This window comes from Dyadobacter chenhuakuii (assembly GCF_023821985.2).
In the GTDB taxonomy this organism is placed as follows: Bacteria; Bacteroidota; Bacteroidia; order Cytophagales; family Spirosomataceae; genus Dyadobacter; species Dyadobacter chenhuakuii.
Window position 1 is genome coordinate 3,326,182 of the sequence record NZ_CP098805.1, and the last position, 22,418, is coordinate 3,348,599.

Sequence of the window (22,418 nt, forward strand, 5' to 3'; positions counted from 1 at the left end):
ATTTAAATTCACTTGGAGTCTGTTATTAAAATTCCACCTTTTGAACCGGTGAAAAAATCATGTCTTCTACATCCTTGATCTTCACACCGACTCTTGCAAAAACATATTTCTGGGTCGGCACAAGGGCAGGAATTTCGGTCGCTATGGTGATTGCATTCAAATTTTTGACGTCTGCCCCTGCTATATCCGTTACGCCCACATTGGTTGAGCGCGACACGAATTCTGTTTTATTAATAAAAAGGGAAACCTGTTCAATGGCCTTGGCGTCGGCGCCGTTAATGATCTTTTCAAGCTTTAATGTGGCTGTGACCTTGTTTTCAGCCCCTGCAAACTGAGGCGTGCGGATCATATAGTAGGGCATCACTTCCAGGTCCAGCTGCTGATTACCTTCCAGTGTCACAAACAATGTATCTTTTGCGGCAGCATCTTTTTCCAGCGTCTTGAAAGGCCCTCTTCCCTTTGGTACAACCAATTTATATTTACCATTAAAAAGCAAAGCGGAGAATGAACCGTTCTGATCGACCTGCGTATCGATCGCCGCTAGCTTGCCGAAGCCCGGCTGCCAGAGTTGCAGCCTTACCTGGTTGTATTCCACGGCGATAGGCTCTCCATTATAGACGATCCGGCCGGATAAAGTTGATTTCGGCTCGGTAAAATTGTCCTTTGCGCATGCTGAAATAAGGAAAAGCAATGCCAGGAATGGTATAAATTGAGATCTGATTTTCATAATAGCTGATCTTTTTGAATGTGATGGCCTAGTGATTTGGGTTCCGTATGATCTTCGGATTGTTGTTGACGACTTCGTCTGTGATCAGAGAATAGTAATTCCCTAACTGGAAGCGGTCAGCACCGGTTACACGGCTCAATTTCACAGGTTTATAAATCCATTTACCATTATTAGGCGATCCTGGCTCATACACTTTGTAAGGCCATAATGCCCAGGGCTGCGTGTTTCTTTTGGTCGCTTTTCCCAGGTCTTTGGAAAGGTCTGCCGCGCTGATCGCGTTGCCGTCCATAACAATGTGGGCAATTCTCCAGCGCTGGATATCGAAATGATAATGTCCTTCAAAAGCCAGCTCCACGCGGCGTTCATGCGCGATGCGGTCGAATGTAATGTCTCCGGCCACGAGTGGTTTTACCAATCCGGCACGGGCACGCACCTGGTTCATATATCCGGCTGCTACGGCGGGTTGTTTTAGTTCAAATGCGGCCTCAGCAGCGTTCAAAAGCACTTCGGCATATCTGTAACGGATAAACCAAACTTCACTGTTAACCCCGCGCTGCCCTGATCCTACAACCGGATCCAGATATTTACGCAGATAAAATCCTGTTTGCGCAGTGAATTCAAAACCATCGATCGGGCCATCGAATCCTACAACTTGTTCAGGGACCGATTTGCCTGGCAATGTCTTTTGGGCTCCGCGGTCGTCGCCGCTTACGATGGAGCCGTTTCCTAGCTGGAAGCCAGCCCAAATGTCTACGGTGCGGCCTTTGAATGTGGTTCCGGGCAGCATAACCGTTCCGGCAAGCCTTGCGTCACGACCCTCGAATATGTCGGTTTGATTGGCATAATAAATAGGAGCGCCGGCTGCATTGGTGGTTGGAATGCGGGCAAATGTGTTGTCCAGCTTTTCAAATGACTCCACAAAATTCAATGATGGATTAATTCTTCCACCCTCCTCTTCCTCAGCACCATAGCGAGGCTGGTTAGAGCCGGTGAAATAATGCACTTTACCACTTTGCAGTTTGTAATCGTCTACAAAAATGGCTTCCGGATTGTTTGCTTTATCATAAAATATACTTGAAAAGTTTTCCGAGAGATCGGGCTTTTTGTTATAAAGCGCATACGCACCCACGCTTCCGCTGATAATCTCCTTCGCTGCGGCCAACGCTTTGGTATAATAACCTACGGCCAGATTTGCAGGAATTCCCACTTCGCCGCCAGGCAAAGAAACCGAAGGCGTATTCACACCATACCTCGCCAGCGAACCGGCATACAATGCTGCACGGGCCTGCATGGCCAATGCAGCTGCCTGCGTGGCCCTTGATTTTTCCCCGGCATTGGCAGGAAGCTTGGCTTTGATTTCATCCGCCTCTTTAATTACAAAATCATAGATTTCCGACTCCTTAGCCCTCGCATGTTGCAGGTAAGTAGGATCTCCGCTGAAATCATAAGTCATGGGTTCCAGGATCAATGGAACACCGCCCATGCGTTTCACCAGCTCGAAATAATAGGAAGCACGCAGAAATCGTGCTTCTGCCAGAAAGCGGTCTTTGGCTGCGGGAGAAAGCTTCTCTGCTGCTTCGCATTTTTGGATGAATAAATTCATCTCCCGGATATAACCGTAATCCCAGATCGACCACGTGTTCAAATCCCAGCCGCTGTTTTGGAATTCCTTATAACGCCCTGATTCCGACCAGAATGCTTCATTGAAATCTGCTAACCGAGTCCATCCCGTAAGGGCATCCAGGCCGGGCCGCTCAAAATCGCGGAAGTTGCCCAGATCGACATAACGGTTGTACAAGTTTCCAAGTAAGGAAAGCACCTGGCCTTCATCGCCCCAGACCTGTTCTTCTGTCAGAATGTTTGTTGGCGGCCGGTTCAGGAATTCATCATCATTACAGCCCCAGCTCAGCAATAGCAATACAAATACTGGTATATAAAATATCTTTTTCATCGCGAAATACGGTTTTATTAGATTGAAAGATTGATCCCTACGTTGACAAACTTGTTCTGCGGATATTGCAGACCGTTTTCTTCCGAGATTTCGGGATCGATGCCAAATTCTTTCAGATTGTCGATGGAGAACAAATTGTAACCATTGATGTAAATCCTGGCGCGTTGCAGTTTCACTTTTTCGAGCAATGTTTTTGGCAGAGAATAACCCAGCTCGATGGTTCTGGCGCGGATATATTTCACATTATGGATCCAGAAAGTGGAATTTCGCTTGTAGTTGCTATGTCCGCCATCGTTGTAGCGCAATGCCGGATATTTGCCCGGGATCCACTCGCTGTTCAGGTCAAATGGATCTGCGCGATGCCATCTGTCGAGGAATATTTTGTTCAAAGCGCCGTCGTTCTGATAAGCCCAGCGCTGCTCCCAGTTTTGGTTCCAGGAATACATGGCGCCGCCTGAGAAATCTGCGTTAAATGAAACGCCTTTCCAGGTAACCGCAAAGTTCAAACCGAAGTTAATGTTAGGCTGACCATTTGTTGTATAACCAATTGGCCTTTCGTCCAGGTTATTGATCACATTATCGCCATTGATATCCTTGTAAATCAGGTCGCCCGGCAATAATGTGCGGTTGCCTTGTTCATCAATGTTAACCGGATATTCATTGATCTGCTGCTGCGACTGAAACTGTCCGATTGTCTCATAACCCCAGTAAATATTCCTGTAACGGCCTTCCTCAGAATTCCTGTACTGGTCCCAGGAATTGTTGAAAACGGGCTTATAGGAAGAGACGAATTTGGTGCGTGAGAAGGACACGTTACCACCAACAGAATAGCCAATGTCGCCGGCTTTTCCATTATAAGCCAGGGCAAGTTCCCATCCGGCTTGTGAATCGCTGTTAACATTCTCATCCGGCAGGCTGTAACCCAGTTCACTTGGAACGAGCAGGTCGTACTTGCGTCCCAGAAGTCCTGTTCTCAACCGGTAGAAATAGTCAACCGAACCTGTCAGCTTGGTTCCTAGCAAAGAAAAGTCTGCACCTACGTCCGTGATTTTACTTTTGAACCAGGATATATTATTGATAATCTGTCCTTTATCACGTGACGTTACTACTGCCGTTCCACTTAAAATCGCGTTACCCTGGTTGTAATTGTATCCTGGCAAATAAGCATATGGATCCAGCGGACGGTTCACGTCATTGTTGAAAAGAATGTTATCATCTCCCAAAATCCCATAGGAAGCCCGCAGTTTAAGATCGTCCAGAATGCTTCTCGTGCCAATGATATTTTTGAAAAACTGCTCTTCTGTAATCCTCCATCCCGCAGAAGCTGATGGGAAATATCCCACCCGGCGATCCGGAGCGAACTTCCAGGAAGCATCGCGGCGAGCCGAAACTTCTACATAATATTTGCCTGCATAGTCATAATTAATCCTACCGATATACCCTATACGCGCAAGCTGATTATCCTTGTCGTCGTAAGTGTCCATCGTTGCAAAATAGACCAGGGGAAGCACATTGGTTTTAGGAACCGAGTGTACCCATTGTTCCTGATCACGCTCTTCCTGGCGTTCTGCAACAAAGGTGGCGCCGATTGTATTTTTGCCAAATGTGTTGTTGTAGTTCAGCTGCCCCTGATACACATTGCGCATGATCTTTTGCGTACGTCTTTCACGCCAGGGGTTTGTGCTTCCGCCGGTTACTTTGTAAGTGTCGTCCGTCGGGTTGTAGGTGTAGGCTTCATAAGTGTATTCGTGGCCATTCAAAACCCGGTCTCCAATGTAATAGGAATACATTCCCTTGGCAACCAAGCCTTTAATGCCCGGAATTTTGTATTCTGCTGTCATATTGGTCTGCAATACGCGCCAAATGTCCGTTTGGTAACCACCCAGTCGCTTGTTATTATAGGCCCAGTTGGTTTCATTGTGCTTAATATCATTGAGATACAATGGGTTATCATTGGCATAAGGGCGTTCAAACGGACGATTCCGCAGGATTGCAAAACGAGGCAGCCAGTAATCATCACCGCCCGGGATACCCGGCTGATCGCGGGTTTCGATCCGGCCGTTGATCTGAATGCCTACTTTCAAATTCTCCGTGATCTTGGCGTCAACATTGCTTTGCAGGTTATTCCTTGTAAATGTAAACTCACGTCCGAGGACCGAATTCTGGCTTAACCGCGTTGCCGAAATGTAGTAGGAGATTTTATCTGATCCTCCCGTCATGTTCAGGTTAACCGAGGTCAGCGGCGAATTTTTCTTTACAATGAAATCCTTCCAGTTGAAGCTCTTATAGCCCATTTCGGTGCCGGCTTTATACTTGTCGAGTTCCGCCTGGGTGATGGAGGTTTTACCATATTGGTTCATTTCCGCTTCCGCTTTTCCGTGCATCCATTGATACGAGTCATTGACTACATTCGGAAATCTCGACCAGTTTTGCCAGCCGGTGTAAGCGTCAAGGTTGATTGTATTCTTTGTTCCGTTTTTTCCTCTTTTGGTTGTAACCACCACAACACCATTCGCCGCGCGAACCCCGTAAATAGCGGCAGAAGCGTCTTTTAGCACGGTAATGCTTTCTACATCGTTCGGGGAAATGTTGTTGAACTGCTTGTCGTCCTGCTGAATCCCGTCGATGACAAAAAGCGGATTGCCCATGTTCCTGATCTGCACCGTTGCAGCTGCTCCCGGGCGTCCATCCGGCATCCTGAATGTTACGCCTGGTATTTTTCCGGCCAGTCCGGAACTTACCGTTGAGCCGCCATGCACGCGGTCAAGATCTTTGCTGGTAACCGTAGCTATGGCGCCGGTAAGCGACTCTTTCTTTTGCGTTCCGTAACCGACAACCACCACTTCTTCCAGTGATTTGTCATCCACTTTAAGCGCAACGTCAAATGTGCTCTGAGCACCAGTGACCAGCACTTCCTGCGATATAAAACCCACAAATGAGAAAATCAATGTTGTTTCTCCATCGGGAACGGTGATTGAGTATTTTCCTTTTTCGTCGGTCAATGTTCCGGTTTGCGTGCCTTTGAGCACCACACTCACGCCAGGCAAGCCGGCTCCCCCGTCTTCCTTAACCGTTCCTGTTATCGTTTTCTCAATGGCAGCTTCGGCTGGTTGCGCAGCGGCTGGCTCAATCCCAACCTCACCCGCTTTTTCAGGCTGATTATCAGGTCGTATGACGATCAGGTTATTCTTTGCTTTATAGTTCAGTTCCATTGGTTTCAAAAGCGCATCCAAAACGTCCGCTAGTGCGCCGTTTTGAGCCTTTATGGAAGCTTTTCTTTCTGACTGGATCAGTTTGGAACTGAACACGAACTTTACATTGGTTTGCTTCTCCAGTTGTCCAAGGATTTTTTTGATGTCCTCATTCTGGATGTCAACCGTAACCTTCTGGCTCAATGCAGATTGAGCTCTTCCATCATGTGCCCATGAAATGCCTACGAATAGACCCGCCAGGATACATTGAATGACTGTTATTCGCATGAGTGTGATGAGAAAGTCTTCAAGTCGTCGAACTTTTTTCATATTTTTGAATGAATTTGTTGGTTAAGGAGATTTATTCAACGAAATCTTCCCTTGCATCCCCTGCAAAAGCGGATGTAAAGTAATGTCAGTTACTTCGGGGAATCTTGAGATCAGTCATGCTGGAACATGGCTGGTCTTTTTTTTTGTGTCAAAGCGGATAGGTTATGTCATAAGCAGCAGCATTTTGGTTGAGATGTTTTCATGTATATATCCGGCAATTGTTCAATAATTATTTTCTCAATGGTAATCTGATCCTTTACTTGCAGCCATTGCCAACAATGGAAACCAAGTTATCGTTTATCTCATACTGAGCGTCCAGCGCATTGCAAATGGCGTCCAGTTTTTCCCTGAAAGGCTGCCCGATCAGCGTTGCATTTAATGTACAATCGCCCATTTTAATCTTATCATAACTGATTTGCACATTATATACTGTCTCCAGCGTTTCAAACACTTTATGAACAGGCGTCTCATCGAAGACAAAACCTTGTTTCGAAATATCCATATCGGGAACCGATCCCTTTTCCTGACCATCCAGCTTGACGATCCTGCCGCTTTCTTTTGAAAATGCAATTCTCTGATCCTGGCCGAGCGTTATTCCGGTCAGCTCCGGTTTATCTGATTCTTCGTCGATTTCTTTTTTATCCAAATTATTGATTGAAAAAACCGACACCGTCCCTGTTTTCACTTCTACCCTGATTTCCTTGTTTGCCTCGGAAGCATCAATCATGAAACTGGTCCCCAATACTTTGGTAGCCAGGCCATAGCTATAAACCAGGAAAGGTTTCTCCTTGTTTTTGACAATTTCAAAAAAAGCTTTTCCTGTTAAAGTCACTTCCCGACGTTTCGCATTAACAGCTTCCGTATAGCTCAAATGTCCGCCTGGCTGCAAAACCACCGAACTGCCATCGGCTAGCAGGATCGTCAGCGGCTTTTGCGTATCATTATACTTTTGCACGACTTTGTCAGCAGCAACTTGCTCAGTACTCAAATATCCACTCACCCGCCCGTTGCCCTGCTTGTAGTAAAACCAGTAACTCACCGAACCGATGCTCAGTATCAATGCTGCAGATGCAGCGACCCTTATCCAGCGCCATCCTGATAGAATCCGTTTAGGCTCGGCAGCCTCTTCCACTTTTGAGGGTCCGGTTTCCTGATTATGCATCTGACTTTCCACTGCGCTCCACATTCTTACGCTTTGCTTTTCAGTAGGCTGGTCTCTGCCCGTATCTTTGGCCAGCAGGATCACATATTCGCGGGCGGCTTCTATTGTGCGTTGCTTTTCCGGGTGATTTTCCAGGAAAAGCCGCCATTTTTCATTGCTATGTGCGTCCGGGCGCATCACCCACGCGATAAATTCATCGCTTCGGATCAGTTCCGTTAAGGAGTAAGGGTCATGCGTCATATCGGCGGGAATTCGTCTTTCATAAGGAAAGAGCAGGGAATTCACGAAATGACCCCTCGAAAATCAAACTTTTTTGAAGAAAAATTCTAAAAAAGACCTAACAGGCAGAAGATCAGGCTGGATATCAGCAAAATCTCCCGGTTATGGCGGAGGGAAGTGAGGGCTTTGTAAATGAAATTGCGGACCGACTTTTCACTGACGCCCATAATCCCGGCTATTTCTTCAATGCTGAAATCATCAAAATAACGCAATGTTAACGCTTCAACTTGTCGCTCGGGAAGCCGCGACATCAGATTTTGCACTTGTTTTGCGCGTAATGAGGCAGACTCAATGTCGATTAACAATGTTTCGGAGTTTCCGCCATTCGCTGGTGTTTCTGTGTCGTTCAGCGATGTAATTTCCTCTGTAACCGGAAACTTGTCGTTAGCCAGGTGAATGCGCCTTCTAAGAGCCCGGTAAAGGTAAAATTTAACGGATGTTACATTATCGGTGAGGTTACTACGCAGTCGCCATATGTCGATAAAAACATCCTGAACTGCATCTTCGACAATGGCTGAGTTTTGTGAGAGCTTGCTTCCGTAATTATAAAGCGTGCGGTGGTATTTCTCAAAAATGATTGTAAACGCCTGCTCGTCTCCTTCGCGAATCCGTTGCCACAATTGCTGGTCCGTTTTTTCCCCTATTAAGGTATCAAAATTGATCACCGCCAAGTCCGTTTTTACTAACAAGGCATAAAGCTAAATAATTATCTCTAAAATACTATTTGAAAGATTTTTAGGGCTTTTGTTGTGTACAACCGGTAAGAATAAAAAAAGCGCAGGACCGGGTTGTCCTGCGCTTCATATCTATCTTCCAATTCCGAAACTATAATCTCGCTTTCACTTCCTGAACAAACGCAACAGGCACGCCAACCAGTTCGGCTATTTCTTCCAAGCTAAACCGATTTGCGTTTAGCAAGTTTTTCGTGAAGAAGGTATCCTTTTCAAGACTGACTTCTTCCTTAGCCTCTTCTCGTGTGATATAGATCACTGCTTCATCAATGCCCATAGTCGTGTATGTTTTATGTGTTAAATTGTAAACCTCCTGACTATATGAAGCCGAAAGAAACGGATCATTTAGTACGACATAAAATTTCAAAAATTTCATCAGCTTTGCAATCTTAGGCTTGGATATTTTCTCGCTGAGAAGTTTCCTGGCCAACTGGATTTTCAAGTCAAAAAGATCTTTATCACTTAGCTTTTTACTTTTTAGCGCGATCTTGACCGTCGTTAAAATATGCGCGAACACATTATCGCTTTCAGCTAGCTTTCGATCGCATTGATCCAATACTTTCAGAATGTTAAACTCAAACCGAAGTGATGTTCCAAGAAATGATTGTTCAAAGCAGCTTGGATAATAATGCTTATTGTCATCCGTCAGGATTGCCAGTGCCGTTGTGCGCTTGCGGTATCTGTCCCAGATCCGATAGTAGTATGTGAACATTCGATCTGCAAAATGTGGGTCGGTGTAGCCTTGCACTTCAATGTGAACCAATATCCATTCCTCCTGGCCCTCTTTGGTAAAGACTTTAACAAGCTTATCAACAAATTTGCTGGAATAATGATCATTATCAGGTGGGAAAAGCTGTTCGAGCTCTTTGTCCAGATATTCAAAATCTTTGGAGAAATCAAATACGTCGTCAGCTTCGGGGAAGAAGAACCGTAAGAAATCTTCGAATGTGTCTTCCAGAATGGATTTCCAGAGAATGTCGTTTCTTTTCACAGAAATAGGGATGATTAGGACATTGATACGTCCCGTCATCCCTATGGTCACTCAAATCGTATTTTTTATTTTAGATGTCCCCTAATTCATACACAAGTTTTTCTACTGCATCATATGAAGTTGCCGGGAAGTTGGCGATGCGGAGCTGGGAACTTTTGAATTCTCCATAACCACTTCCGATCACCATTCCTTTTTCTTTTATCTTCTTGATAATGTCTGCGGAGGGAGTTTCTACGTTGGCTACAACCACAGTCTGAGAGCGGTTTTGCACTTCCTTTACGAAGGAAGAAAAGCCATTGGTCTTCTCAATGAAATCATAAATGAGTGCTGCCTTTTGCTCTGTTGCTTTCCTGAGTTCGCCAGCGCCGATCTTATTAAAGTCCTCTGCGATTTTACCCAACAAATAAATCCCCATCACATTAGGTGTAGCAGGCGTTTCATTGTTCAGGGCGTTTTTCCAAAGCGTCGGCAGATCATTATGAGCACCGATTGAATATTGGTTTTTGATTTGCCTTGCCTTTTCCAAACACTTCTCACTCACAATCCAAACCCCCAGACCAGCCGGAAGCCCGAATGCTTTTTGGACAGAAAAAAATGCTGTATCGATCAAGTTATAGTCCAGATCAGGATATGGAGCGGAAGACACGATATCTACGGCGATGAACTTGTCGGGGTTCTTTTCTTTAAGCTTATGGATTTCGCTTACAGGCATTTGCACGCCCGAGCTCGTTTCGTTATGCGTTACACAGATCAATTCGGCATATTCAGGCACTTCGATTTCATCAGCGGTAAAACCTTCGCCCATCGGCTTTTCAAATTTGTGTGCATACTTATTCAATGCACTCGAATATTCACAAAACTTCTTCGAGAAGGATCCGTTAACCAGGTGGAAACTTTCCAGCTCCACACAGCTGAACAAGATCCGCTCCCACGCTTCCGATGCTGAGCCCAGGAACATGATAGCGTGTGTATCAGGCACGTTCAGGAGAATACGGAGCTGGTCTACGGTAAATTTATGCAAGTCACGATATTGCTGACTGCGGTGCGAAATAGATCCCAGCTGACCGCTGACAAAACTTTGTAAATGCTGCTCAAATGTAGGATACAACTGAGCCGGGCCTGGGGTAAAATAGGTTAAAGACATCGATTAATGACTGAGTTTTGATGGAAGGAATGCTGAATGAGTTGGCGGTGCCGATCAGCTGGCCGGCACCGTTGAATCTTGTTTGTTCAATCTCAATACAGCATCCGGAACCTGATCGTCCCTTCTATATCTTTTACTTCCTGAATGAATTCTTCGGTATAGTCTTTCGCAATGTCGACAATCACGTAACCAATGTGCTCGTTGGTTTTAAGATATTGCCCTGTAATGTTGATATTATTTTTACCAAAAATATGGTTCAGCTTCGCCAAAATTCCAGGAACGTTTGCGTGAATGTGCAATAACCTGTGGGAATCTTTCAGCTTCGGCAACTGGACCTCGGGGAAGTTAACGCTTCCGTAAGAACTGCCGTTGTTCATGAATTCCAGTAGTTTGGAAGGAACAAAATGACCGATGTTTTCCTGCGCTTCCTCGGTGCTTCCACCAATATGCGGCGTCAGGATTACATTAGGCAAGCCTCTCAATTCACTTTCAAATATCTCGTCATTGGTTTTTGGCTCTTTTGGAAACACGTCCACACCTGCTCCTGCCACTTTTCCACTCTTCACCGCATCCGCCAGCGCCTGAATGTCTACCACGTGACCGCGTGATAAATTCAGGAATATGACGCCGTTTTTCATCAGGTCAAATTCCCGCTTTCCTATCAGGCTCGTATTTTCTTTGCGGCCATCCACGTGCATGCTGATCACGTCAGAAATCGCTAAAAGCTCTTCCAATGTGTTCACTTTCCGTGCATTACCCAGAGATAATTTCTCTACCGAATCATAAAAATAGACCTCCATACCAAGCGCTTCCGCAACAACAGAAAGCTGGGTTCCAATGCTTCCGTAACCCACCATGCCTAATTTCTTACCCCGAACTTCGAAACTTCCGTTCGCCGATTTGTCCCAGATTCCCTGGTGCAGCTGATTGCTTTTGCCAACAATGTTACGGATGAGCATAATCATTTCACCCACAGCAAGTTCGACAACAGAACGCGTATTGCTATACGGAGCATTGAAAACGGCTATTCCTTTCTTCGCAGCTTCTTCCAGATCGATTTGGTTAGTCCCGATACAAAATGCGCCAATCGCCATCAAACGGTTCGCGTTGTCCAAAACGCGTTTGGTAATGTTCGTTTTAGAACGGATACCGATGATCGAAACATCTTTTATACGCTCGCAAAGCTCGTCTTCGTCCAAAGCGCCTTTTACAAACTCAACATTAAAACCTTGCTCTTCGAAAGCGCGAAGCGCCGCAGGGTGCACATTTTCAAGCAAAAGCACCTTGATCCGGCTTTTCGGATAAGACTGGCTTCTGCTCATTTTATTATCATATAAAAAGTCATCGAATGATGTTGCAATGTGATCCGCAACAGCCACAACGCGCGGACGTTCAACGTTTTCTGTAAAGGCGTAAAAACGACTGGCCAGCCCTGATGCTTTTAATTCATAGTCTGTATAACCGTCCCCAATGGCGTAAACATCGCCCGTCAGGTTCAGTGAGGAAAGCAATTTTATTTTTCCACCATCCGTCGAAAGGACATTTTCTTCATCCACTCCTGTAATGTTACCGTCTTCGTCAAACAGGAATTCATTGGCATACACATGATCGGCATGGATGCCCAATTCTGTCGCTACGGGCACAATAAACTCCTTAAAACCGCTCGAAACGATAAATATCTGATCTGCATGCTCAGTCAAAAACTGCCTGTTGCGCTGAAACGAATCCGAAACCTTTGTCCTTAAAAAAGTCACCAGTTCCTGAATATGGGAACGATTGGCCTTTAAAAGTCCGATCCGCTGACGGAGCCCGTCAGCAAACGACATTTCGCCATTCATGCCCTTATTCGTCAGGTCAGCTATCTTTTGAACAACCTGATCACGTTCTGGATGGCCATTTAAGGCGATCGCTGCCAATTCGTCCAGCCCTTCCACTTTTGTAAAAGTGCTGTCAAAATCAATGATAATGTACGGTGATGGATTAAGTGTTAATGTGGACATGAAAAGGGAAATAACTGAATATTAATCGGTTAAATAGAATTGGCGTTACCAGCCGCAAAATTACGAATCTCAAACATATCACACTAACAAAATAATATCTGAATCAGTTTTATCGTGAAAGAAACTCCAATGCGCGCTCCTCTGACCAGTAAACGCCGTTTTTCACCCGGGCAGGCCTGAATCCGCAATGCCCGCCGTCCTGTGTCGCAACAAGACAAACATTTGCATGAGCTCTCAGTTCTTCTATCGGCAGGCTTTCGAAAGGCACGATCGGATCGTTTTTCGCATTGATAACCATGGTCGGGATTGCTATGTCCCTGATAAAGAACTTTGAACTGCATTGTTCATAATAATGATCGGCGCCGTCGAATCCGTGTAAAGGAGCGGTGAAAATGTGATCGAAATCGTAAAGTGTCCGCACGTGCTTTTGGTCACTTATATTAATGCTGTCCGGAAAAATGGCCGCCTTCGCATTCACTTTTGGTTTTAATGTATTCAAGAAGCGGTGCATATAAACACTGTTTTCTGGCTGTATGATGGACAGGCTGCACGCGCGAAGGTCCATAGGAACGCTAAAAACCAATGCATTCTTTATTTTCGGATTTAAATGAACACCTGATTCCCCGAGATATTTAAGCGTAAGATTTCCTCCTAAACTGAATCCGAGCAAATGTATCTGCTCATAATCCTTACCTAATGCATTTTGAATCACAAGATCAAGATCCTCGGTGGCGCCGCTGTGGTAGAAACGCGCCGTTTTGTTCATTTCACCGCCGCAGCCCCGGAAATTCCAGGCAAGGCAATCGAACCCGTGCTGGTTCAGCAGCCTCACCATACCCAAAATATACTGTCTTGTACTGTTGCCTTCCAGGCCATGAGAAAGGATCACCAGCTTCTTCGATCCCGGGCTTTTTGCGTAAGACCAATCCAGATCCAGAAAATCTTCATCAGGAGTTACAATTCTTTCCCGGTGGTAAAATACACCCTTAATGCTGCGGAAAAGAGCAGGGTAAATACTCTGTAAATGGCCGTTTGGGAGCCAGTAGGGCGATATTTTGGACGCAGTCTCAATCAATGGCATGCAACAAAGATTATTGAATAAACTAGAATAATTCTAAGCGTTTTTTAATTTTATCTTGCTTTTAGATATTTTCTGTATACATTTGGTTTTTAAAAATATAAGATCAATACTAATGGCAGAAGGTACAGTAAAGTTTTTCAATGACTCCAAAGGATTTGGATTCATCCAACCATCAACTGGTGAGAAGGACATTTTCGTTCACGTTTCAGGTCTTCAAGACGACATCCGTGAGAATGACAAAGTGTCTTACGACGTAGAAAATGGAAAAAAAGGTCTAAACGCTGTTAACGTTCGCGTTATCTAAGTTTAGTCATAATAAGACATTTCGAAAGCATGCTGTACTGCATGCTTTTTTTATGCCCTTTCCGTTCTTTCAGTGGAACTACCTTGCAATTTCTATCTTATACTTCTTCCCTTTCATCTTTTCTGCAGAAATCAATTGCAGCATAGCTTTGGCTCTTCCGCGTTTCACGGCCGCAAACGAAATATTATCCTTCACCTCGATTAATCCGAGATCCTGCTTTTCCAGTTTGCCCTTTTGTAAAAGGAAACCAACAATGTCCATTTTATTGAGCTTGCTTTTTTTGCCGCCGCTAATGTAAATCGTCACCCAATCCGAAACCGGTGGCGCGGCCAGTTTTGCGGGAAGATCCAGAACTTTGGGCTTGCCAATGATGTAATCGGGCAACTTGTCTTCCCTATCCATTAAAATATAAGCCGTCCCCTCTGCGAGCATGCGTGCGGTGCGGCCGTTCCTATGCGTGAATTCGTCGCCTTTCATCGGTAATTCGAAGTGGATCACGTGCTTCATATCCGGAATGTCGAGCCCGCGGGCGGCCAGATCGGTTGCAGCAAGGAAAAGCACCGAACCATTCCGGAAGCGGATTAATGTCCGTTCACGCTCTTCCTGCTCCAATTTCCCATGGAAAAACGCGCAGTCTATGCCTTCTTCTTTCAATACGGCGCTAATGCGTTCTACCGAATCCCGTTGGTTGCAGAAGATCAATGTTGATTCGGCTCCCAAATAGCTCAGTAACCTCACCAGTGTGGTCATTTTGTCCTTTTCAGCCAACACCTGAACCACTGTGAGCCCTTCGCTTTTGTTTTTATTTGTTACAAAATCAACGGTAACGGGTGCCTTAATGCTGGTAAATGAGGGAATTTTAGTGGTTGTAGCAGAGACCAAAACTTTCTTTTTAACATTCCTCAGATTCCGGACGATTTCTGACATTTCTTCCTGAAAACCCAGTTCCAGGGATTTATCAAACTCATCCAAAATAAGCGTGGAAATGTGCCTGCCGGTAAACGAGTTTCTGCGAATGTGATCCAGAATGCGGCCCGGCGTTCCCACGATCAAGGCGGGCGCTTCCACCAGGCTTCTTATCTCAGTCTGCATATCATGACCGCCATAGCAGCACGTAACCTTAAATCCGGTCGACATTTTCTTCCAAACCTGCTCGATTTGGAGCGCGAGTTCCCGCGTGGGAACGATAACCATGCATTGCACATGATCGGATTCCGGTTTCAAAATGGATGCCACCGGAAGTAAAAAAGCGAGTGTTTTTCCTGAACCAGTTGGTGCCAGCAGCACTACTTCGCTGTTTTGCTGAATCGCCTCATTGGCCTGTTGCTGCATTTCGTTCAGCGCTGTAATGCCCAGGCCAGCAAGATCTATTGTCGTATTTTCCGGATTTGTCATAGCCAAAGATAATAGTTAGCCCCGGATTAAAATCCGGGGCAATGTAATCCGGGCTGGATTAAAATCCGGGGCAATGTAATCCGGGCTTGTTAATCGTACAAATCCTCCGAGCGTTCCAGCATTAAAATAGAAGCCTGCGGAACGATGACGTATTTTTGGCCGTCGTATTCCAGGTCAATGGCGTTACGTTGCAGATATATGGCTAAATCGCCTTCTTTGGATTGCAAAGGCATATATTTTACTTTTTCCTCAGTCTCCTTCCACGGCTCGTCCTCTGCGGCAACGGGAATTGGGTAACCCGGGCCTACTTTAATAACATAACCGCTTTGCACCTGTTCCCTTTCCGTTATCGTTGGTGGCAGATAAAGGCCACTGTTTGTGCGGTCACTCGGGCTTTTCGGGCGGATCAAAACGCGATCACCCACAACTATAAGGCTTCTTAATTTATTATCGGCTGTTACTTCGTACATTTTATTAAATCGTTAATCTAAAAGACATTAATCATCCATCCCACATTTGGTAACAAAAATTCCAACGCAAATGTTTTGCCTTTTATCTTCCTAAAACTGAAAATAAATGAACTGATTTTCAGTAATAACACCTAAAAAGTAAGTCAGGAAGGCAATGATGGGGAATAATATAAAAAATACGGCAGTGCTGCGGGTTGGAATTTTTTCAAAGTAATGTTCTTTCCAAAGTAAAAATCCGATCAGGAATACGCAGAACCACATTTCTACGTGATTGAATGGGCTTAATATCTGATCTGACAGGGAAAGGCTCCCGATCTTCTCAAAAATCACCATTGAGCGGCTGAGTGAGTTCCTGAAAAATATCCAGGCTAATGTTACCAAAGCAAAGGTCAGTAGCACATTAACGGTCCGTACAAAGAAGTTATCGGGGATTTGAATGTTCGCCCGCTTCAAATATTTGTCGCGCAGCAGGGCCGTAATCTGGTAAAATCCGTGCAAAGCGCCCCATATGACAAAGCTCCAACTTGTTCCGTGCCATAGTCCGCTGACCATGAAGACGATCATCAGGTTGCGAAATTTGATAAACTCTCCACGCCGGTTGCCTCCCAATGGAATATATAAATAATCCCTGAACCATGTGGAAAGCGAAATATGCCATCTTCCCCAGAATTCGGGAATGGATCTGGACTCATATGGCGACCGGAAATTGTCCATCAATGTGAAACCCATTACCCTGGCAGCACCAATGGCAATGTCGGAATAGCCGGAAAAATCGCAGTAAATCTGAAATGAATAAAATGCGGTGGCAGTAAGTAATGTAAGTCCGTTATGGTCGGAGGCCGGATCATAGGCATAGTCCACGAAGACAGAAAGCCGGTCTGCAATCACCATTTTCTTGAAAAACCCGAAGGCCATTTGCATTAATCCCGACTTAACCAGCTCAAAATCATATTTGAAATACGAATGAAATTGGAAAAGCATGTTTTGCGGACGCTCAATCGGACCGGCGACCAGCTGCGGGTAAAACATGACATACAATGCGTAAATACCAAAATGTCGCTCGGCGGTCTGATTTCCCCGGTAGACTTCAATGGTATAACTCATGGCCTGGAAAGTGTGAAATGACAAGCCGATCGGAAGCAAGATCTTTCCTTCGCCAGTCGTCATCCATTCGGCTATGCGGCTGGGAACAATCCTCGTTAATGCAGGGACGGCGGGCCGCAAATCGAAGCTGGCGAGCACGCTGTTGATGGAATCCTGTAAAAAATCGTAGTATTTGAAGAATGCGAGAATCCCGATGTTGGAAATCAAGCTAATGATCAGCAGCAACTTTTTTCGTTTCTGATCATTTGATTGTTCTATCCAAATGCCTGCATAATAGTCGATTACGATGGTTCCAAACAGGATCAGGATAAAGATCGGCTTGAAAACCATGTAAAAGTAGCAACTGGCTGCCAGCAAAAGCATCCACCGCCCACGCCACGACAGGCTGAAATAAGCCAGCGTAACGACAATAAAGAAAATGATAAATTGTATATCGGTAAACAGCATCAGCTCAAATGTACTCTCGGTTGACTATCTCCTCTTTAATAATAAACAAAGGGCGATTTTTGGACTGAAAAAATATGCGGAGAACGTATTCTCCAATGATGCCCAGCGCCAGTAACTGCACGCCGCTGAACAGGATAATCACAAACAACAAAGACGTAAAACCCTCGATAACCTGGGCAAAAAACATCTTTTTAACCACGACAACAATGAAATAAAACAAGGAAATAAGGATGGCAATCACCCCTACTCTACTCATGAATTTGATCGGAAATTCACTAAAATTGAAAATCCCGTTGTAAGCAAGCTGGAATAATTGCTTGAACGAATATTTGGATTCCCCCGCAGCCCTTGCATCTCTTTCATACTCAAAACCAACCTGTTTGAAACCGATCCAGGAGCGCATTCCCCTCAAATAACGGCTTTCTTCGGGCATTTTATTCAGCACATCCACAACCCGGCGGCTTATCAGCGCGAAATCACCGCTGTCCAGCGGGATCTCCACATATGAAATAGAACGTAGAATGCGGTAGAAGAAATGATAGCCCATTTTTTTCACAAAACCTTCCTTACGCTTTTTACGGACCGCGTAAACCACATCATTCCCTTCTTTCAGTAATTTATAAAAATCCGGAAGCAATTCGGGCGGATCCTGCAAATCGCCATCAATGACGAAAAGCGCCTCACTTCCACGGGCTGCTGCAATTCCGGCTGTTAATGCGAGCTGGTGACCATGGTTTCGCGATAAAAATACACCATGATAACGTTCGTCCGTAAGTGCCAGCTGCCTGATTCTTAATGCTGTATCATCTTTACTTCCGTCGTCGATAAGCACAACTTCAATAGAAAGCGGACTGGAATCCATCAATGCATTGATTCGCTGAATGAGCATGGGAAATGACTCGGACTCATTATAAAGCGGCGCGACAATGGATATCTGAGGGATTTGAGACATTCTTCTGTTTGGCTATTTGACCTATGGCGGCAAAAATACACCTTTCAGCGCATTATCAAGTGCCCAAATGATTTATGGGATTGTAATTTTTCTAAGAATACCACCTTGCGACTTTCCGTTTTCCACGTGAATGATGCCCAAATCATACGATCCGGGTTTGAGAGCAGTGAGTGGGATTTCGGTGTCGGCCCCTTTGTCATATTGCTTGAAAATGTTCCTGCCTGAGTATGCCTGAGGAGTCATTTTGAAGAAATAAAGCTGCCTGGCGTCTCTGACAAAGGCATAATGACCATTGTTACGATTGAGCCACATACTGCTTTGCGGATCATGAATATGTAAAACGTTCCCGTGAGTGGAGATCGAAATGCCTTCATCTGCGGGCATTGGATTTTGCATCTTCCTAATTTCCATTGCCAGCTTTTCGGGCGCATCCGGATATTTATAAACATCCCAGCTTACCATCTGCTTCATCATGGTGTCTACATAAGCTGCGCTTGTCGAAAACGGGACATGGCCCAGTCCAAATCCATTATGCTCCTGGTTATAACCATTGACTGTCAGATATTTATTCCTTTCAGCAATGACCGGCAGGTAACCGTAAACAGAAAATCCCCAAATGATCACACTCGTGGTTAAAGTAAATTGGAATATCCATTCCTGGACTTGCTTTCCCTTTACTGTATTGATGAATGTAAGATAAGCTACGGTTAAAAACAGTGCAGGATACATTTTGTAATTGCTGACGATCATTACAAAAAAGCCGAAACGAGGCCTTAACAAACCGATAATCAATGCATTGACTAACAGGAATGTCAAAATACCCAGCAAGAACATATCCTGATTTTTCTTGTCGATTGAGGTTTCCTGACCTGTGTAAGGGATGTTTTTAGGCCGGTTGAAAGTGCGTGTAAGCCAGGGAAGGAGTTGGCTGTACAACCAGATCGCAACCCAGATCGTCACCAAAAAGCCCATCAGAACAGGCAATGCGGAGCGGACGACAATGGTTTTCTCCGGAAAAAAATCGAACAGACCACCCAAAAACGCAAAGAAACCCAAAACGGATAAATGCGGATATTTTGCAAAGAACTCCATGCTGGATTCGTTGCCCTGGGCCGACATTCCGTAAAAATAAAGCCCTACGGCAACCGCGCCCGCTATGAGCCAAACGGTAAGCTGTTTATAATTGGATCTTAAAAGCAGTATCATCACACCCGCCGGCCAAACGAAAATCCCGTTACTCATGGCATAAGTGGCACATACAGCCGCCAAAACCGCCCAACCAAACCTTTCCCTAGATAAGAGAAACATGGAAAGGCTGATAAAAAACACCACCGGCTGGTGCTGCAAGCTGCATATCGCCCAGAGGAAAACAAGGTGATATTGTAATTGGAAAAGCAAAAATGGGACTGGCAGAAAATACCACCAGTTTATCTTCGTCCTGGCAAAAGAAAGCCAGAAAATCCTTAATGTGCCCAGCGTAAAACAAGCCCCGGCAATGTGCAGGAATGTGAAATTCAAGTGCCCGGTAACCCAATAGTTAGCAAGTGTGACGAGCTTCCCGATCACCATACGGTGTTCGTTATTAGGCTGAAATAGCAATGTTAACCGGTCGGAAAAAGAAGGATCGGTGATCCACTTTCGCAGGAAATCCGGAAACGGGTCAAAATCGTCGTACCAGGGCAGGTTGACGGAATAATATAAGATGACAAACACCCAAAGCAGCACGGGCAGCGTCATGGCGGCACTTATAGCTAACTTTTTATTGCTGTTCACCTTGCGAATCTTTCATGATAATTACTTTCCTGCCGAAATATCCGGCCATGCATTTGTTCCACCAATGGTCGGGATTGTCCTTGATGTCGTCGTCTACAAAAATTGAGAATGGCTTAGAATGGATCGGCGGCAGATAAACGGTGCTTTCCTTGGAGCTGCGCAACATATCATAGCGCGCATACATTTCTTTATCAAATGCTGCTGCTTTCCCATTTATCAGATCTGAATACATTAAACGAACATTGGCGCTGCGGTAAAATGACAGGCTTATAGACAGCGTCAAAACTGCGTAAAGTATGCCGTATCGAACCATTGAGAATTGGAATGGACTGGTAGTGCTTTTTTTGAAATAATGGAAAACCACCCCGATCACATAAAACCAGCCGATCAGGAAAAAGAAATAAACACAATTGATCACACGCGGCGTCGGCTCAATTCCTACCCCATAATAAGAAGGAAAAAGCTGGGCCGATAGGACACCAATGAACAAAAGCACTGCATACCAGACCGGGATCGAAAAGTAATTCCTGGCCCCGGCCGAAAGCCTGGAAAGGACAACCAGCCATGCCAATGAGAAGAAGATCAGCGGTGTACGGAATATCCAGTCGAAGCTCAGTACAGCAAGCTTTTTGAATGATGAAATAACCGAAAACGGAATATTCCCACCCAATGGATTGCCGCCGATGCGCGCCTGGTTGCCCGGTGAGCTAAAATACAAGTAACAGGAAACCGCACAGACAGCCAGCATTGCGATCATAAAACCATCCACTTTCCTGTGAAAAAGAATGCGGTAAACCCACCACGCGCCAATGAGCAGCACAATGATGAGCAGGTTGGTTTCGCTGCTTCCAACGATGGCAAAAACCAGAAATCCTGCCAGACTGCTTAAAATAACCTTTGCCGTCTGCGTGTCCTGGCGATACCAACGCAGCACGAGCACGATCCATAGCAATGTAAAAATGTTTGGAATCGTATAAGTCACAAACGCCGCCATCCAGTAGAAAGCCTCGGACATGCTGGCGATTTTAAGGATATACAGGAAGAAAACAACCCCGGCAAACCCTAAATGCGCCATGCGTGATAATGTGGGCGTAAGATGCCTGAAAAGACTGTAAAGGGCGAAAACAACTCCCGATAGCAGGATAACCGGCAAAATCTTGAAACCATTGATCCAGTGAAAAAGAAGCGGATTGGAATGGTTCAGAAAAATCCCGAAATAACGGCCCGTCCAGCCCGAATAGTAGTAATTCATGGCTTCGAACCATCCGAACTTGAACACCGTATCAATGTAACAATAATCGTCGGCCGGGGAAGGGTGATTAAAATAAGAGAGCGCGAATAACGGAGCCAGGACTGTGACCATCAGTAAAATGTTGATCCAGTTGCCTACGATCCGATATTTTCGATAAAATCTATTCATTTAAAGTTTTTTCAATGATGTAACGAGGACGGCCTTTTACTTCTTCGTAAATCTTGCCAATATATTCTCCGATCAACCCCAGCGCCATCATGTTGGAACCACTGAAAAACGTGAGCGGCAACATGGTGGACGTCCAGCCGGGAACCGTGTAACCGACCAGATAAGAGAAAAGGATATAAGCCACAATGATCATTGCGACCATAAAATTGAAAACGCCGAAATACAAAACGAGGCGCATCGGGAAGGTGGAAAAAGACGTAATGCCATTCCACGCAAAAAGCAACATTTTGCTCAGCGGATATTTCGTTTCTCCGGCTTCACGTTCCAGTCGGTTATAGTAAACCTTATCATTCCGGAAACCCACCAACGGCACAATGCCGCGCAGAAACATATTAATTTCTTTAAAATTACCCAGCTCCTGCAAAACCCGGCGATCCATTAACCGGAAATCGGCATGATTGAAAACAACCGGAACGCCCATTTTTTGCATTAATACATAAAAACTTTCCGCAGTAACACGCTTGAACCAGCTGTCGGAGCTTCTGTCCCCTCTTACCCCGTAAACCACCATTGCGCCGTCCCGGTGCTTTTCTACCATGGCTGCAATGGCGTTCATATCGTCCTGCAAGTCGGCATCGATGGTGATGAAGCAGTCGAAATTGTCGATATTTTTTTCCAAACCGGCCATAATCGCGCTTTGGTGGCCGAAATTCCGGGATAGTCCTACGCCGATAACGTTGGGGTCCTGCTGGCAAAGGGATTCTATAATGTTCCAGGTTTTATCCCGGCTTCCATCATTCACAAAACAAATGCGGCTGTCTTCTGTAATAAGGCCCTGCTGTTTGAGCGAGTTGTAGTAAACGCTCAGTTTGGAATAGGTCAGATGTAATATCGCCTCTTCGTTGTAGCATGGAATTACCAGAAGTAAACGCGCTGGATTCATAGAACACCTTTTAATTAAGTCGA

Annotated in this window: 17 protein-coding genes; 1 reads left to right on the forward strand and 16 read right to left on the reverse strand. The window is 45.2% G+C overall.

The genetic code is table 11. The annotated features are described in order from the left end of the window. Nucleotides 1-25 precede the first annotated feature (25 nt). The 9 genes from NFI80_RS13720 to NFI80_RS13760 all read right to left on the reverse strand — a co-directional run bounded on the left by NFI80_RS13720 (nt 26) and on the right by NFI80_RS13760 (nt 13,587). Nucleotides 26-727: a DUF3823 domain-containing protein gene (locus tag NFI80_RS13720; protein WP_235162711.1), complete on the reverse strand. Its 702-nt coding sequence runs from the start codon at nt 725-727 to the stop codon at nt 26-28. Between the two features lie 28 nt (nt 728-755). Next, complete coding sequence (locus NFI80_RS13725) at nt 756-2,678, reverse strand: RagB/SusD family nutrient uptake outer membrane protein (protein ID WP_235162710.1); 1,923 nt, start codon at nt 2,676-2,678, stop codon at nt 756-758. 17 nt (nt 2,679-2,695) lie between these two features. Beyond that, nucleotides 2,696-6,199, reverse strand: coding sequence for a TonB-dependent receptor (locus NFI80_RS13730; protein WP_235162709.1), 3,504 nt, complete (start codon nt 6,197-6,199; stop codon nt 2,696-2,698). Between the two features lie 256 nt (nt 6,200-6,455). Continuing rightward, nucleotides 6,456-7,646, reverse strand: a complete 1,191-nt coding sequence (locus tag NFI80_RS13735; RefSeq protein WP_235162708.1) for a FecR family protein — start codon at nt 7,644-7,646, stop codon at nt 6,456-6,458. Nucleotides 7,647-7,687: 41 nt separating this feature from the next. After that, a complete protein-coding gene (locus tag NFI80_RS13740; RefSeq protein WP_235162707.1) occupies nt 7,688-8,305 on the reverse strand; it encodes an RNA polymerase sigma factor in 618 nt (205 codons plus the stop codon). Between the two features lie 160 nt (nt 8,306-8,465). Next, on the reverse strand, nt 8,466-9,362 hold the full coding sequence (locus tag NFI80_RS13745) for an Rpn family recombination-promoting nuclease/putative transposase (protein ID WP_235162706.1): 897 nt from the start codon (nt 9,360-9,362) through the stop codon (nt 8,466-8,468). 70 nt (nt 9,363-9,432) lie between these two features. Next, complete coding sequence (locus tag NFI80_RS13750) at nt 9,433-10,506, reverse strand: aminotransferase class V-fold PLP-dependent enzyme (protein ID WP_235162705.1); 1,074 nt, start codon at nt 10,504-10,506, stop codon at nt 9,433-9,435. Between the two features lie 92 nt (nt 10,507-10,598). Continuing rightward, the gene (gene serA, locus NFI80_RS13755; RefSeq protein ID WP_235162704.1) at nt 10,599-12,506 is read right to left on the reverse strand and encodes a phosphoglycerate dehydrogenase; all 1,908 of its coding nucleotides are present in this window, start codon (nt 12,504-12,506) and stop codon (nt 10,599-10,601) included. 109 nt (nt 12,507-12,615) lie between these two features. After that, nucleotides 12,616-13,587 (reverse strand): YheT family hydrolase, encoded by a 972-nt coding sequence (locus tag NFI80_RS13760; protein ID WP_235162703.1) that lies wholly within the window; start codon nt 13,585-13,587, stop codon nt 12,616-12,618. 112 nt (nt 13,588-13,699) lie between these two features. Here NFI80_RS13760 and NFI80_RS13765 point away from each other — a divergent pair, with 112 nt between their 5' ends. Next, entirely contained in the window at nt 13,700-13,891 is a 192-nt protein-coding gene (locus NFI80_RS13765; RefSeq protein WP_026630672.1) for a cold-shock protein, read from the forward strand. 78 nt (nt 13,892-13,969) lie between these two features. Here NFI80_RS13765 and NFI80_RS13770 read toward each other — a convergent pair whose 3' ends face one another. The 7 genes from NFI80_RS13770 to NFI80_RS13800 all read right to left on the reverse strand — a co-directional run bounded on the left by NFI80_RS13770 (nt 13,970) and on the right by NFI80_RS13800 (nt 22,395). Then, a complete protein-coding gene (locus NFI80_RS13770; RefSeq protein WP_235162702.1) occupies nt 13,970-15,286 on the reverse strand; it encodes a DEAD/DEAH box helicase in 1,317 nt (438 codons plus the stop codon). 89 nt (nt 15,287-15,375) lie between these two features. Next, nucleotides 15,376-15,756, reverse strand: a complete 381-nt coding sequence (locus NFI80_RS13775; RefSeq protein ID WP_233795423.1) for a co-chaperone GroES — start codon at nt 15,754-15,756, stop codon at nt 15,376-15,378. A 90-nt stretch (nt 15,757-15,846) separates the two neighbouring features. After that, nucleotides 15,847-17,307, reverse strand: coding sequence for an MBOAT family O-acyltransferase (locus NFI80_RS13780; protein WP_235162701.1), 1,461 nt, complete (start codon nt 17,305-17,307; stop codon nt 15,847-15,849). Nucleotides 17,308-17,311: 4 nt separating this feature from the next. Beyond that, nucleotides 17,312-18,259 (reverse strand): glycosyltransferase family 2 protein, encoded by a 948-nt coding sequence (locus NFI80_RS13785; RefSeq protein WP_233795421.1) that lies wholly within the window; start codon nt 18,257-18,259, stop codon nt 17,312-17,314. A 72-nt stretch (nt 18,260-18,331) separates the two neighbouring features. Continuing rightward, nucleotides 18,332-20,032 carry a hypothetical protein gene (locus tag NFI80_RS13790; protein ID WP_235162700.1) on the reverse strand — a complete coding sequence of 567 codons (1,701 nt, stop codon included), beginning with the start codon at nt 20,030-20,032 and terminating at the stop codon, nt 18,332-18,334. After that, nucleotides 20,019-21,452 carry a DUF6056 family protein gene (locus NFI80_RS13795; protein WP_235162699.1) on the reverse strand — a complete coding sequence of 478 codons (1,434 nt, stop codon included), beginning with the start codon at nt 21,450-21,452 and terminating at the stop codon, nt 20,019-20,021. The genes NFI80_RS13790 and NFI80_RS13795 overlap by 14 nt, the downstream gene beginning before the upstream one ends. Next, nucleotides 21,445-22,395: a glycosyltransferase family 2 protein gene (locus tag NFI80_RS13800; protein WP_235162698.1), complete on the reverse strand. Its 951-nt coding sequence runs from the start codon at nt 22,393-22,395 to the stop codon at nt 21,445-21,447. Before NFI80_RS13800 ends, NFI80_RS13795 begins: the two co-directional genes overlap by 8 nt. Between the last annotated feature and the right edge of the window lie 23 nt (nt 22,396-22,418).

Excerpts from the sequence above, each read along its gene's own strand:
- serA (WP_235162704.1), bottom strand. The coding sequence starts at position 12,506 with ATGTCCACATTAACACTTAATCCATCACCGTACATTATCATTGATTTT.
- NFI80_RS13720 (WP_235162711.1), bottom strand. The coding sequence starts at position 727 with ATGAAAATCAGATCTCAATTTATACCATTCCTGGCATTGCTTTTCCTT.
- NFI80_RS13765 (WP_026630672.1), top strand. The coding sequence starts at position 13,700 with ATGGCAGAAGGTACAGTAAAGTTTTTCAATGACTCCAAAGGATTTGGA.
- NFI80_RS13795 (WP_235162699.1), bottom strand. The coding sequence starts at position 21,452 with ATGAATAGATTTTATCGAAAATATCGGATCGTAGGCAACTGGATCAAC.
- NFI80_RS13770 (WP_235162702.1), bottom strand. The coding sequence starts at position 15,286 with ATGACAAATCCGGAAAATACGACAATAGATCTTGCTGGCCTGGGCATT.
- NFI80_RS13760 (WP_235162703.1), bottom strand. The coding sequence starts at position 13,587 with ATGCCATTGATTGAGACTGCGTCCAAAATATCGCCCTACTGGCTCCCA.
- NFI80_RS13750 (WP_235162705.1), bottom strand. The coding sequence starts at position 10,506 with ATGTCTTTAACCTATTTTACCCCAGGCCCGGCTCAGTTGTATCCTACA.
- NFI80_RS13780 (WP_235162701.1), bottom strand. The coding sequence starts at position 17,307 with ATGCTGTTTACCGATATACAATTTATCATTTTCTTTATTGTCGTTACG.
- NFI80_RS13785 (WP_233795421.1), bottom strand. The coding sequence starts at position 18,259 with ATGTCTCAAATCCCTCAGATATCCATTGTCGCGCCGCTTTATAATGAG.
- NFI80_RS13725 (WP_235162710.1), bottom strand. The coding sequence starts at position 2,678 with ATGAAAAAGATATTTTATATACCAGTATTTGTATTGCTATTGCTGAGC.
- NFI80_RS13730 (WP_235162709.1), bottom strand. The coding sequence starts at position 6,199 with ATGAAAAAAGTTCGACGACTTGAAGACTTTCTCATCACACTCATGCGA.
- NFI80_RS13800 (WP_235162698.1), bottom strand. The coding sequence starts at position 22,395 with ATGAATCCAGCGCGTTTACTTCTGGTAATTCCATGCTACAACGAAGAG.
- NFI80_RS13775 (WP_233795423.1), bottom strand. The coding sequence starts at position 15,756 with ATGTACGAAGTAACAGCCGATAATAAATTAAGAAGCCTTATAGTTGTG.